Origin of the sequence: Tateyamaria omphalii, assembly GCF_014651375.1 — a bacterium.
Taxonomy (GTDB): domain Bacteria; phylum Pseudomonadota; class Alphaproteobacteria; order Rhodobacterales; family Rhodobacteraceae; genus Tateyamaria; species Tateyamaria omphalii.
Genome location: NZ_BMWT01000001.1, coordinates 420,267 through 432,284, shown reverse-complemented (window position 1 = coordinate 432,284; position 12,018 = coordinate 420,267). Strand labels below are relative to the sequence as shown.

Genomic DNA, 12,018 nt, shown 5'->3' with positions numbered 1-12,018 from the left:
GCGCCATCAGGGGCCCTCGAACGAACGCGCGTTTTCCCGTGAAGGGATACGGCGGCGGGCCTCGGCCACCTTTTCCAAGTCCAGATCGAAGACATAAACGCCGGGGGCGGTCCCTGCGTCAAGTATGACCTCACCCCATGGATCGACCACCAAGCTATGCCCGTAGGTGTCGCGTGTTTTGTTCAGGGCGCTGGAATGCGTGCCTGTTTGGGCGGGTGCGATCACCCAAGCCCCGCCTTCGATCGCGCGCGCCCGCAACAAGCTGTGCCAATGGGCCGCACCAGTGACGGGTGAGAAAGCCGCCGGAAAGGTCAGAATGTGTGCCCCCGCCGTAACCAGAGCATCCGCCAATCTGGGAAAGCGCATATCGTAGCAAATGGCCATTCCCACCGCGCCAAAGTCCGCTTTGGCCAATACAGCGCGGGTGCCAGGTTGGTATCCCGCCGACTCTTGGAACGTCTCTGTGTTGTTGATCGCGACATCGAACATATGAATTTTGTCGTAGTGCGCGATTATGTCCCCGCGGGGACAAATCAGGAAAGAACGGTTTAACAACCGTTTGTCTTCCGTACCACTCTTAAGCCCGAGCGATCCGATTAGAATGTGTACACCGTTTTGCTTGGCCAGATCACGTAGGGCACCAAGGGTCGGGTCGTCATCCTGATGGTGCAGAACATCATGCTGATGCGTGCGGCTTGTGCTGACGCAGTTCGTGACCTCTGGCGTCAGGATGAACTCTGCACCCATATCAACAGCCTGCTGCACCATCTGAACAGTCCGGGGCAGGTTCGCCACCGGATCGTCAGATACATTCAGCTGCAGCAGCGCCGTTTTCATTTATGCAGCGAGCAACGGGTCAAGCTTGCCCTCACGCTCAAGCGCATAAAGATCGTCACAGCCACCGACATGGGTATCGCCGATAAAGATCTGCGGCACGGTCCGTCCGCCATTAGCCCGCTGAATCATTTCAGTCTTGCGCTTGGGTTGTGCGAGCACGTTGATTTCCGAGAATGCGACACCCTTTTCCTTTAGCAGACGCTTCGCGGCGTGGCAGAATCCGCACAGGGGCGATGTATAGATTTCAACAGCTTTCATGGCGCAGGTCCTTTTGGCCCATATTTCGAGTTGCGGCGTATTTAGGCATCTTTTGCAACTCGTGCCAGTACAGCGACGCACACCTCGGTTGCACCTGCCGCACGGCAAGCTTCAGTGCAAGAGGCCAATGTTGCACCGGTTGTCATCACATCATCAACCAGAATGACGGGCCGGTTTAGGATGCGATGCCGGCGACGGGCAGAGACCCAGATTGCGCCGTTCAGGATGTCCGCCCGTTCTCCCTTGGTCTTGCCATCAAGGGATGGCGTGCGGCGCTGGCGTTCTAACAAATCCGGACAGTGCTCAAGCCCAGTCATCGAAGACAAGTGCGCGGCAATGAGGGCAGACTGATTGTAGCGCCTTTTGACCAACCGCATCCAATGAAGCGGCACCGGAGCGATCAATGCGTTTTCGGGGGCCACTTCAACCACGGACGGACGCATCCATCCGGCAGCAGATTTGGCAATTTCCTGGCGGTCTCCGTGCTTGAGTTGCAAGACGAGCTTACGGCCCATGCCGGTATAGATCAGGGCGGCGCGCCCATGTTTCCAAGGCTTTGGCGCTCGCAAGCAATCGTCGCAATACACCACTTCATCCTGCTTCGAACCGGGTAAAGGTGCACTACAGGAGTCGCACATTGTGCCACCGACAAATGTGGTTTTTCCCCAGCACGCGCCGCACAGGCCAAAGTCGCTGTCGACCATGTCTCCGCACCCCAGACAGCGCGGAGGATAGATTGCCGTCAGCGTCGTTTGTAAAAGCCCCATTCCTGTCCTACCTATCCCGCCATGACGCAACCGACCCCATTGACCGACTTACGGGCGTTGATCCGCAACCGCGCCCGTGCAGACACCTCAGCCTTGTTCTTGCAGGAAGCAGCACGGGACGAGGTCGAGGATCGAGTTGCGATGGTTAACAAATCCTTTTCATCTGCTGGGATCGTGGCTGCATTTCCGGATTTGTGGCAGGGACGCCTGGCAAACGCGCGGGTTGTGGGGGAGTCCGATATTCTTCCCTTCTCACAGGGTGAACACGATTTGTTGATCCATAGCCTTGGTCTGCATTGGGCAAACGACCCGGTGGGACAACTGATTCAGTGCCGGCGCGCACTGCGTCCGGACGGACTGTTTTTGGCCGTGGCTTTGGGCGGTCAGACACTGCATGAGTTGCGCACATGTCTTGCCGAGGCCGAGATCGCAGAAACTGGTGGGTTGTCGCCGCGGGTCGCGCCGATGGCCGAAGTGCGGGACCTTGGCGCACTGCTGCAGCGCGCGGGATTGGCTTTGCCCGTTGCAGATACCGTCCCGCTGCGAGCCGAGTATCGGTCGATGTGGCACTTGATGCATGACCTGCGTGCCATTGGCGAGGCCAACGCACTGACCGCGCGGTCACGGTCTTCCACCCGAGCAGGTATTCTGAAACGCGCTGCAGGTATTTATGAAACCGCCTTTCCAGGGGCAGATGGCGGGATCATGGCAAGCTTCGAATTGATTGTTCTGACTGGCTGGGCGCCCGATGATAGCCAGCAAAAGCCGCTACGTCCTGGATCGGCACAGGCGCGACTGGCAGACGCACTTCGGACGGACGAAACGTCGCTGCCAGATTGACCTGTAGGCAAAACCGTTTATCTGAGGCGCATTGCAGACTAGGATGTGACCCAGATGCTCGACACCAGCAAGACCGCGACCCGCCCGACACACGCGGCGGACGACCATCCGGCCATTCCCCCCGCCCGCGTGGGTATCCTGCTTGCCAACCTTGGGACACCGGACAACTACGACTACTGGTCAATGCGCCGCTACCTCGGCGAGTTCCTGTCAGACAAGCGTGTCATCGACTACAGCCCATGGATTTGGCAGCCGCTTTTGCAGCTGATCATATTGACCAAACGCCCGTTTTCATCCGGCGCGGCGTACAAGTCGATCTGGAACGAAGAGGCAGGCGAAAGCCCTCTGATGACCATCACCAAGGATCAGACGTCCAAGATCAAAGATGCCATGCACGCGCAATATGGCGACCAGGTTATGGTTGATTTTTGTATGCGCTACGGCAACCCATCAACCAAATCGAAGGTACGTGAGATGGTTGAAGCCGGGTGTCAAAAGATCTTGTTCTTCCCTTTGTACCCCCATTACGCCGGTGCAACGTCTGCAACGGCGAACGACCAATTCTTTCGCGCGCTGATGGAGGAAAAGTGGCAACCGACGACGCGAACGGTTGAGCCATATTTCGAGCATCCGAAGTATATTGAGGCATTGGCCCAGTCCATCGAACGGGTTTATGGCGAGTTGGATACGCGCCCGGACATTCTGGTTTGCAGCTACCATGGGGTGCCGCTGCGGTATTTGATGGAAGGCGACCCGTATCACTGTCAGTGCCAGAAAACGACCCGTCTGCTGAAAGAGCGGCTGGGTTGGCAAGACACTGAGATCACGACCACGTTCCAGTCTAAATTCGGTCCGGAAGAGTGGCTGAAGCCGTACACGGTCGAAGAGGTGGCGCGGCTTGCCGAGACAGGCAAGAAAAACATAGCAGTATGCGCGCCTGCATTCTCGGCCGATTGCATTGAAACGCTTGAAGAGATCAATGAAGAGATCAAGGAAAGCTTCGAAGAAGCAGGCGGCGAGGAGTTTACCTATATTCCGTGTCTAAATGATGATGATGCGCATATTGATGCACTCAGCACGGTTATCCGGGAAAACTTGCGAGGTTGGCTGGACTAAGTCCGCTTCCCTTCAAACAAAAAAAGGCGGCTCAGAACGAGCCGCCTTTTTAATGATGTTAGTCCGGCAATTAGTCGGAAACAGCAGCCGCTACGACGATCAGCAGAAGCAGGGGCAGGATGATCCCGCCTGAGGAGCTTTGCGTCTCTTCAACGATTACGGGTGCTTCGATGATCGGCTCAGCAGGAGCGCCGGCGAATGCGGTCGAAGCAGCAGCAGTCAAAGCAGCAGCGAGAACGAGTTTTTTCATATTAACCTCCAGTTACGCGCACCAACAATTATCGTTGGAACGCACCCAAGACTTACCTCGTGAGTCTCTGTAAACAGCAATACAGGGCGATTGCAAACCATGTTTCAGGGACTTAGCCGCCGATCCGCTCCAATGTCGTCAAATTAGCAACACTTGCGTTCCGACATTCGCCATTTCGTACAACTCTTCGATATGTTCGTTGTACAAACCGATACAGCCGTTCGACGATTTGCGACCAATCTTGCGCGTATCATGAGTGCCGTGGATTCTGTAGTACGTCCAGCTTAGGTGCAATGAACGTGTGCCCAACGGATTTTGAGGACCCGGTCCAATATAGTCTGGCCACTCGGGGTTCCGTTTTTTCATGGACGGCGTTGGACGCCAATCCGGCTTGGGATCCTTGAGGATCACACGGGTACGGCCGCGACGGGTCAGGTCTTCGGTCAGTGGTACGCTGGAAGGGTAGAGCTTGTAGACTGTCTGCTCTTCGTTCCAGTAGTGCACTGCGCGGCTATCGATATCGACAAGAATCGCACCATTGCGCAAGTTGTCGAAGTAAGGCCGCCAGTCCAGGGAACGGAAGCTGGAGATGTTTCGCCGTGCAGACAGACTCGGATCGCGCGATGCTTGGCCAGCGGGAATATCCTGGGCCAACGCAGGCGCGCCGATCAGTGCGGCCGAGCCAGCCAAAAAAGCGCGCCGACTTGGTGTATTAAACGAATTCTTGGACATTGAATGCCTCTCCGGTGGTGTAATCCTGCCAATCGGCGGAAGAATATTGCCTGAAAGTCGCAGTCGCAAATCAAACAGATGTCATCACGCAGCATCACGCCGATGTGGGTTTGTAATGCAACGTTCAAGCCGCTATCGAGTTAAAAACAACAAAGATGATGTGCAGGAACAATGCGAATTCTCTCGGTCCTTCTGGTCGCTCTTCTTTCTCTTGCGGCTTGTACAACGCCAAGTGCACCAACACTGGATGATGATGGGCGTTCAGCACCCAAACTCTACCGTATCCGCAGCGGCGATACGGCGAAACTCCAGTTCCGTATGCTGGACTCAGTCAACGCATTGCGCAGCGCACAGGGCGCAGCAGCCGTTGAGCTTGATCCTCAATTGAATGCTGCTGCTGCGACGCACTCGCGGGATATGTCTTTGCAGAACCGTCCGTGGCACTTCGGGTCCGATGGTTCATCCCCGATCGATCGCCTGCAGCGCGTCGGCTACACTGGAAGCCTTGTCGGCGAAAACATCTCGGAAACCTATGAGACCGAGCTTGAGACCCTGGCCGCATGGATGGAGCAGCCCGATACGCGCCGCACGATCCTGTCCCCACAGGCACGGGACATGGGATTCGCCTGGTTCCAGGAGAGAAATGGCAAGATCTGGTGGACCATGGTGATGGGCAACCCGTCCAACACACCCCTGATCCCGGCGGCGAACCCGTCTGCTTCGCGTCTTGTGCCACCTGATCCTGAAGAGACTGCCATCGGCGAAACGGACGAGGGTGCTGTGATCATCACAACACCTGCGAGCTAAGTTCCGCTAGGGGTTGATCTGGATTGGCGTGCCATTGCGGACCATGGCGTAAACATCTTCCATCTCGCGGTTGGGAACCGCAATGCAGCCCCATGTCCAGTCGCTACGCCGCCGCTTGAAGGGGCTGGATTCGCCGTGAATGAAGATGTCACCACCCGGCGGTTTTCCAAGTGCCGCGGCTTCTGCGCGGTCGCGCTCGTTGGGATACGAAATACCCAGTGAAAGATGGAACTGACTGTTCGGGTTTCGCCGGTCAATAAGGTAGGTGCCTTCGGGCGTGCGCCCATCCCCTTCAAAGAACTTGTCGCCGATTGGCGCAAATCCAAGGTCTATGACGTAGTCCTTCAGGACTTTGTCATCGTGCAAAAGGTACATGCGCCGCGCTTCTTTATTCACCACGATATAGGTGACGTCCGGGCCGCTATATGTTCGAAATTTGCTTGGAGAAGAACAGGCGCCCAGCGACATAGCTGCGGCCCCACCCATCATTAGATGTCTGCGCTTCATGATAGTCCTGTCCCAATGGAATGTTTTTTGTTTGCAGTGAAAATACCACGGTTTGCGCCAGCTCGCCTAGACGGTTTTTGCCCGTATAGATCACCAGACTGTGATCATTTGTCTTTCAACTGGGCTTCAATTGCATCCAGACGCTTCAGCACTTCGTCCCGATAACTATCCGTCGCCGCATTGCTTTCCTCGGCATGGGCATCCTGCATCGAATTGACGATCAGACCCACCAACAGGTTCACCACGGCAAAGGTCGTAACCATGATAAAAGGCACAAAGAACATCCAGGCATACGGATAAACCTCCATCACCGGACGGACGATGCCCATCGACCATGATTCAAGCGTCATGATCTGAAACAGCGAATAGGCACTCAGGCCCAGATCACCAAACCAATCCGGAAAACTGCTGGCGAACAGCTTGGTAGCCATGACTGCGCCGATATAGAAGATCAACGCCATCAACAAAAACACGCTGCCCATGCCGGGCAGGGCGGTCACAAACCCTTCGACCACACGCCGCAGGCTGGGCGCGACCGAAATCACACGCAACACCCGCAAGATGCGCAGCGCCCGCAAAACAGACAGGCCGCCTGCATTTGGCACCAGTGCGATCCCAACAATGACGAAATCAAATACGTTCCATCCATTGCGGAAAAAGCGGCCGCGATACGCAATCAGTTTGGCAATGATTTCAGCTGTGAAAATGCTCAGACATGCCTTGTCGATGGTCACAATCAATCCGCCCGCGACCGACATCGCTGTCTCTGATGTCTCAAGCCCAAGCGTTATGGCGTTCAGGATGATGATCGCGATGATGGTGTTCGTAACACGCGGGCTTTCCAGCCAACGAGCGAGGGCGGTGCGGTCCATTGTGCTCTCCTTCACGCGGCGATATGGGCCAAACGGAAGGCACCGACAAGTTCCACATGGGCAGACCAGCGGAACTGGTCCACCGGTTGCACCCGATCCAGCACATATCCAGCGTTGCACAAAGTTTCGGCATCACGCGCAAAAGTCTGAGGGTTGCAGGAAACATGCGCGATCACGGGCACTTGCGCGGCCGCCAGCTCAGCGATCTGCGCGACGGCCCCAGCCCGAGGCGGGTCAATCACAACTGCATCGCAGCGGGCAAGCTCATCCGGTAAAAGAGGACGGCGAAACAGGTCGCGAGCTTCGGTTGTGACCCGCTTGAGCCCTCGTGCCTGCCGCCAACCTGCATCAAGGGCTGCAATCATATCAGTCGATCCTTCGACTGCATGCACCTCGGCATTTTCTGCGAGGGGCAATGCGAAGGTACCGCATCCGGCAAAAAGGTCTGCAACTGATTTGGCGGGCCCAACAATTTCTTTAACCAAATCCGTCAGTATTCTTTGTCCGTGTTCGGTGGCCTGAAGGAATGCGCCCGCCGGCGGAACAACCTGCGCTTTTCCCACCCTTTGCGCAGGGGGGACGCGCATACCGATCAATTCGTCGTCCCAAGTCAGTCGAGCCAGACGATACTGTTCACAAAGTGCAGCCAATGCGCTTCGCAGTGGGCCATCCAGCGGCTTGCCCCCTGAAACAGCCGCGTCCAAACCTTCCAGACTGTCGGTGACAGTCACGGCCAGCGCCGCTTTTCGACTGGCTCCAGCGACGGCCAAATCTTCAGACAGCTTCAGCCCAGCCAAGAGCGCGGGCGTTACAAGACTGCAGTTTGGGACCGGAATGATGGCGTCAGATTTACGAGCATGGAAACCGGCCATGGCCCCTTTTTTTGTCCGACGCGCCGCAAAGACTGCACGGCGTCGCGATCGGTCAGCGGATGTTACGGTTTGTCGAACATCAGTCTCTAATCCGTGTTTTTTCAATGCAGAAACAACGATGTCACGCTTCCAATCCGCCACGAGCCCATCACTTGCATGCTGCATCTGACAGCCGCCACAGGATCGGAAATGAGGGCAGGGCGGTGACACGCGGTCCGGCGATGGTGTCTCGATCCGAGGCTCGGCCAGCTGTGCCCCATCCAATGTTCCCGTCACCACCTCACCCGGCAGAGCGAGGGGGACAAAGATCGGGCCTGACGCGATACCATCGCCCTGCTGGCCAAGTCGTTCAATTGTTACCGTTTTCATGTGCGGTGGCCTAAATCGTGTCGTTGCTTTGCAAAAGCCCTATTCCGCAGCACGCGTGCTGATAAAACCGCCCGACTGACGCTGCCAATAACGGGCATATAGCCCACCTTTCGCAAGCAGCGTGTCATGCGGTCCTTCTTCAACGATGCGGCCTTGATCCATGACGATAATCCGATCCATCTCGGTCAAGGTTGACAGACGGTGGGCAATGGCCAGCACAGTCTTGCCTTCCATCACACGGGACAGGGCCGCCTGTATCGACGCCTCAACCTCGCTGTCAAGCGCACTGGTCGCTTCGTCCAGCACCAGGATCGGCGCATCTTTCAGGATGGCCCGAGCCAAGGCGATGCGCTGGCGCTGACCGCCCGAGAGCTTCACACCACGCTCACCAAGATGAGCATCATACCCAGTGCGTCCCTTGTGGTCCTGCAAATCAAGGATGAAGTCGTGCGCCTCTGCCTTCTTGGCGGCGGCGATCATGTCATCTTCGGACGCGTCAGGGCGACCATACAGAATGTTGTCACGCGCGGATCGATTGAACATGGCCGTTTCCTGCGTGACCATGCCGATATTGTGCCTCAGGCTGTCCTGGGTCACGTCGCTGATGTCGTTCTCATCGATCAGCACTTTGCCTTCTTCTCCGTCGTAGAGACGCAAAAGAAGCGACACGAGTGTGGATTTGCCTGCACCTGATGCACCTACAATTCCGACCTTTTCACCGGCGGCAATATGCATGTTGATATCAGTGATCCCGCCCGTTTTCCGTCCGTAGGAAAAACCAAGATGATCAAAGCGGATTTCGCCCCGCACGTCAGTAAGTGGCTGAGCGTCCGGCGCATCTTGCACGCGGGTACGGGGCGTCAGGGTGCGCATCCCATCCTCGACCTCGCCCACGTTAGAATAGATCGCCATGAGCGTGAAACTGACCCATCCGGTCATCTGCGCAATACGGATCGCGATGGCGCCCGATGCAACGATATCTCCGGGTGTCGCGATCCCTTGTCGCCACATCAGGATCGTGCCGCCCAACAGGAAGACGGGCAACAGACCCGCGAGAGTCATCAAGGCAAAGCGAAACCCTGCAGACAATATACCGAAATCGACAGAGGTTTTGCGGAACCGCCCCATGGCGCCCAGCGCTGCCTGATCCTCGTGATCATCGTGGGCGAACAGCTTGACTGTTTTTATGTTGGTAATCGTGTCCACGACCTGACCGGACACCATGGCCCGCGCTGACGCGCGGGCAGCCGACCGCTTTCGAATTCGCGGCAAATACCATCGGATGAGCGAGAAATACGCAACGAGCCAAATGGCGAAGCCAATCGCAACCCGCCAGTCGATGGCAAGCAGCAAAAGGATGGACCCCAGCAGTGACGCGAGCGCAAAGGCCACCACGTTAATGAATTCAGATACGATATCCGTCACCGCGCGCGCGGCCTGCATCTGCTTTTGCGCAATGCGCCCGGCAAAATCGTCATCAAAAAATGTGACGGACTGACCCAATGTCCAACGGTGCAAACGCGACAGAACGAGCGGGTTTACATTCGGCTGAACAATGATTGCGTTCGTGGCCGCGCTGAGCCCGAACAGGATCGGACGCGCAACCAGAAAAAATGCCAATGCACCTGCCAAAAGACCGATGTTGGAGACAGAAAAGAAGCCATCAGGGCCTAACTGAACCGTCGCGTCGATCACCATACCCAGAATCAACGCCGTGCCCGCCTCCAGCGCGCCTGCGGCTGCTGAACAGAATGCGGCGAGCCAAAGCGCTGGCCAAGCGCCAGATATGCACCAGCGCAGGAAGGGCCACAACGTCTGTGGCGGTGGTCCTTCTGCTCTTCGAAAAGAGTCTATCCAATTGGAAATCTTCACTCTGCTGCCTCGGTCGCCAGGAACCCGCCGGATTGGCGTGCCCAGAGATCTGCATATAGGCCACCCTGAGCCAAAAGCGCGTCATGTGATCCGTCTTCTACGATTTCACCATTATCAAGAACCAGGATGCGATCCATTTCGGCAATGGTGGACAGACGGTGCGCAATCGCGATCACCGTTTTATCTTCCATCATCTGGTAGAGGGTGTCCTGAATGGCTGCCTCAACCTCGCTATCAAGCGCACTTGTCGCCTCGTCCAACACTAGGATCGGTGCATTCTTGAGGATGATGCGGGCCAAGGTGATGCGCTGACGCTGACCACCCGACAGCTTCACACCCCGCTCGCCGACTTGCGCATCATATCCCGTGCGACCCTCCGGGTCGGCAAGATCAAGAATGAATTCGTGCGCCTGAGCCTGACGGGCGGCTTCCAGCATCTCCTCCTCCGTCGCGTCGGGGCGGCCGTAGAGGATGTTGTCACGCACCGAGCGGTGCAAAAGCGAACTGTCCTGCTGCACCATACCGATGTTCAGGCGCAGGCTGTCCTGGGTCACCTTGGCGATGTCCTGCCCGTCGATGGTGATATGCCCATCTTCGGCATCGTAGAAACGCAAAAGCAACTTGACGAGAGTCGACTTGCCTGCACCAGATCGTCCAACCAGTCCAACTTTTTCACCGGGGTGAATAACAGTCGAGACCGCTTGCAACCCACCGCTGCCGCGCCCGTAGTGGTGCGTCAAACCGTGCAAGGCAATCTCGCCCCGGGTCAACTCCAGCGATTTAGCGTTTGGCGCGTCCACAAGGGTAACGGGCTGAGCAATCGTTTCCATCCCCTCAGAAATGATACCAAGGTTCTGTACCAGCGATGTCATGGCCCACATGATCCAATAAGTCATGTTGTTGAGCCGCAGCGCAATTGTCAGAGCGGCGGCCACCATCCCCTCGGTCGTGAATCCACCAATCCACAGCCAGATCGCAAGCCCGCCCATGGACACGATCATGGCGGCGTTCAGGACGGTCAGACACACATCCATTTTCACGACAATGCGCATCTCTTTCATGAACGTTTGGCGCGCGTTCTCGATAGCGTCTTTGGCATAGTCGACCTCGCGATCATGATGGGCGAACATTTTGACCGAGTGGATGTTGGAGTAGCTGTCGACAACCCGACCGGTGATTGCGCTGCGCGCATCCGAACTGGCCTTGGCTGCGGGGCCTGCACGGCGGATGACCCAGCGTAGTAAAAGCAGATACCCCACAATCCAGAAGATCAACGGCAGTGCCAGCCACAGATCGAAGCTCATCAACAAGATGACGGCACCAATGACCGACACCGCAAAGAATGACCCGGCATCAAGCACCTGGAACATCGCCTCGCCCGTCGCAGGTGGCGTTTGCATGATACGGTTGGCGATGCGTCCAGCAAAATCATCCTCAAACCAGCCGACCGACTGGCGCAGCACGTGCCTGTGTGACCGCCAACGGATAAGCGTGCCAAGGTTGGGCAAAAGCGTGTTGTGCAGCAACGCCACATCGACAAAACCCATGACAGTGCGCAGCACGAGAACCCACAGGGCGACAAGTGTGAACTCAAGGCCATATTCCGGAATGATCATCTCTGGCGTACCCTGTGCGAGCAGGTCCACGATACGTGCCACATACCAGATCAGCAGGATTTCCCCGAATGCCACCACCGTGCTGAAGACAAAGGTGATGGCGATCACCGCCCGGAATGGCCTCAGATACTCGCGCAGAAACGGCCACAGTTTGGTCGGCGGCGTGTCGTTTTCAGCGTAGGGAAGATAAGGATCGACGAGCGATTCAAAGAACTTGAACATGACGGGTTCCGCAGAATTTTAGTGCAATAGGCATGTGACACGGGCGATGGCCCGGCGCGTCACGAAGGACAGTCAGCGACG

General features: G+C 56.7%; 12 protein-coding genes and 2 pseudogenes. 3 read left to right on the top strand and 11 right to left on the bottom strand.

Annotated features, from left to right (window positions below):
* Nucleotides 1-6 precede the first annotated feature (6 nt).
* The 4 genes and pseudogenes from IE087_RS02055 to IE087_RS23705 all read right to left on the bottom strand — a co-directional run.
* Entirely contained in the window at nt 7-837 is an 831-nt protein-coding gene (locus IE087_RS02055; RefSeq protein ID WP_189367255.1) for a carbon-nitrogen hydrolase family protein, read from the bottom strand.
* A complete protein-coding gene (grxC, locus tag IE087_RS02050; RefSeq protein ID WP_189367254.1) occupies nt 838-1,095 on the bottom strand; it encodes a glutaredoxin 3 in 258 nt (85 codons plus the stop codon). It lies immediately after the preceding gene.
* Between the two features lie 41 nt (nt 1,096-1,136).
* Nucleotides 1,137-1,610: a ComF family protein gene (locus tag IE087_RS02045; protein WP_308425431.1), complete on the bottom strand. Its 474-nt coding sequence runs from the start codon at nt 1,608-1,610 to the stop codon at nt 1,137-1,139.
* A gap of 63 nt (nt 1,611-1,673) precedes the next feature.
* Nucleotides 1,674-1,862 (bottom strand): annotated as a pseudogene (locus tag IE087_RS23705) (double zinc ribbon domain-containing protein); the annotation flags it as partial.
* A gap of 21 nt (nt 1,863-1,883) precedes the next feature.
* On the opposite strand from IE087_RS23705, the gene IE087_RS02040 reads away from it, so the two are divergent.
* Both IE087_RS02040 and hemH read left to right on the top strand, forming a co-directional pair.
* Nucleotides 1,884-2,702 (top strand): methyltransferase domain-containing protein, encoded by an 819-nt coding sequence (locus IE087_RS02040; protein ID WP_189367253.1) that lies wholly within the window; start codon nt 1,884-1,886, stop codon nt 2,700-2,702.
* A gap of 54 nt (nt 2,703-2,756) precedes the next feature.
* Entirely contained in the window at nt 2,757-3,818 is a 1,062-nt protein-coding gene (gene hemH, locus IE087_RS02035) for a ferrochelatase (protein ID WP_189367252.1), read from the top strand.
* 70 nt (nt 3,819-3,888) lie between these two features.
* Here the strand turns inward: hemH and IE087_RS02030 are convergent, their stop codons facing one another.
* On the bottom strand, nt 3,889-4,068 hold the full coding sequence (locus IE087_RS02030) for a hypothetical protein (RefSeq protein WP_189367251.1): 180 nt from the start codon (nt 4,066-4,068) through the stop codon (nt 3,889-3,891).
* Nucleotides 4,069-4,206: 138 nt separating this feature from the next.
* On the bottom strand, nt 4,207-4,800 hold the full coding sequence (locus IE087_RS02025; RefSeq protein ID WP_189367250.1) for a L,D-transpeptidase: 594 nt from the start codon (nt 4,798-4,800) through the stop codon (nt 4,207-4,209).
* A gap of 171 nt (nt 4,801-4,971) precedes the next feature.
* Between IE087_RS02025 and dalA the strand changes: the two are divergent.
* A pseudogene (gene dalA / locus IE087_RS02020) lies at nt 4,972-5,478 on the top strand (divisome-associated lipoprotein DalA); the annotation flags it as partial.
* Between the two features lie 135 nt (nt 5,479-5,613).
* Here dalA and IE087_RS02015 read toward each other — a convergent pair.
* The 5 genes from IE087_RS02015 to IE087_RS01995 all read right to left on the bottom strand — a co-directional run bounded on the left by IE087_RS02015 (nt 5,614) and on the right by IE087_RS01995 (nt 11,937).
* Nucleotides 5,614-6,114, bottom strand: coding sequence for a L,D-transpeptidase family protein (locus tag IE087_RS02015; protein ID WP_189367248.1), 501 nt, complete (start codon nt 6,112-6,114; stop codon nt 5,614-5,616).
* Nucleotides 6,115-6,218: 104 nt separating this feature from the next.
* Nucleotides 6,219-6,986: an ion transporter gene (locus IE087_RS02010; protein ID WP_189367247.1), complete on the bottom strand. Its 768-nt coding sequence runs from the start codon at nt 6,984-6,986 to the stop codon at nt 6,219-6,221.
* An 11-nt stretch (nt 6,987-6,997) separates the two neighbouring features.
* Nucleotides 6,998-8,227, bottom strand: coding sequence for a class I SAM-dependent RNA methyltransferase (locus IE087_RS02005; protein WP_189367246.1), 1,230 nt, complete (start codon nt 8,225-8,227; stop codon nt 6,998-7,000).
* A 39-nt stretch (nt 8,228-8,266) separates the two neighbouring features.
* Entirely contained in the window at nt 8,267-10,099 is a 1,833-nt protein-coding gene (locus IE087_RS02000) for an ABC transporter ATP-binding protein (RefSeq protein ID WP_189367245.1), read from the bottom strand.
* Nucleotides 10,096-11,937: an ABC transporter ATP-binding protein gene (locus IE087_RS01995; protein ID WP_189367244.1), complete on the bottom strand. Its 1,842-nt coding sequence runs from the start codon at nt 11,935-11,937 to the stop codon at nt 10,096-10,098. Before IE087_RS01995 ends, IE087_RS02000 begins: the two co-directional genes overlap by 4 nt.
* Nucleotides 11,938-12,018 lie beyond the last annotated feature (81 nt).

What these genes read in the sequence shown, in the direction of transcription:
- IE087_RS02005 (WP_189367246.1), bottom strand. Translation starts at nt 8,227, where the DNA reads ATGAAAACGGTAACAATTGAACGACTTGGCCAGCAGGGCGATGGTATC.
- IE087_RS02025 (WP_189367250.1), bottom strand. Translation starts at nt 4,800, where the DNA reads ATGTCCAAGAATTCGTTTAATACACCAAGTCGGCGCGCTTTTTTGGCT.
- IE087_RS02015 (WP_189367248.1), bottom strand. Translation starts at nt 6,114, where the DNA reads ATGAAGCGCAGACATCTAATGATGGGTGGGGCCGCAGCTATGTCGCTG.
- IE087_RS02010 (WP_189367247.1), bottom strand. Translation starts at nt 6,986, where the DNA reads ATGGACCGCACCGCCCTCGCTCGTTGGCTGGAAAGCCCGCGTGTTACG.
- IE087_RS02045 (WP_308425431.1), bottom strand. Translation starts at nt 1,610, where the DNA reads ATGGGCCGTAAGCTCGTCTTGCAACTCAAGCACGGAGACCGCCAGGAA.
- IE087_RS02040 (WP_189367253.1), top strand. Translation starts at nt 1,884, where the DNA reads ATGACGCAACCGACCCCATTGACCGACTTACGGGCGTTGATCCGCAAC.
- IE087_RS01995 (WP_189367244.1), bottom strand. Translation starts at nt 11,937, where the DNA reads ATGTTCAAGTTCTTTGAATCGCTCGTCGATCCTTATCTTCCCTACGCT.
- hemH (WP_189367252.1), top strand. Translation starts at nt 2,757, where the DNA reads ATGCTCGACACCAGCAAGACCGCGACCCGCCCGACACACGCGGCGGAC.
- IE087_RS02030 (WP_189367251.1), bottom strand. Translation starts at nt 4,068, where the DNA reads ATGAAAAAACTCGTTCTCGCTGCTGCTTTGACTGCTGCTGCTTCGACC.
- grxC (WP_189367254.1), bottom strand. Translation starts at nt 1,095, where the DNA reads ATGAAAGCTGTTGAAATCTATACATCGCCCCTGTGCGGATTCTGCCAC.
- IE087_RS02055 (WP_189367255.1), bottom strand. Translation starts at nt 837, where the DNA reads ATGAAAACGGCGCTGCTGCAGCTGAATGTATCTGACGATCCGGTGGCG.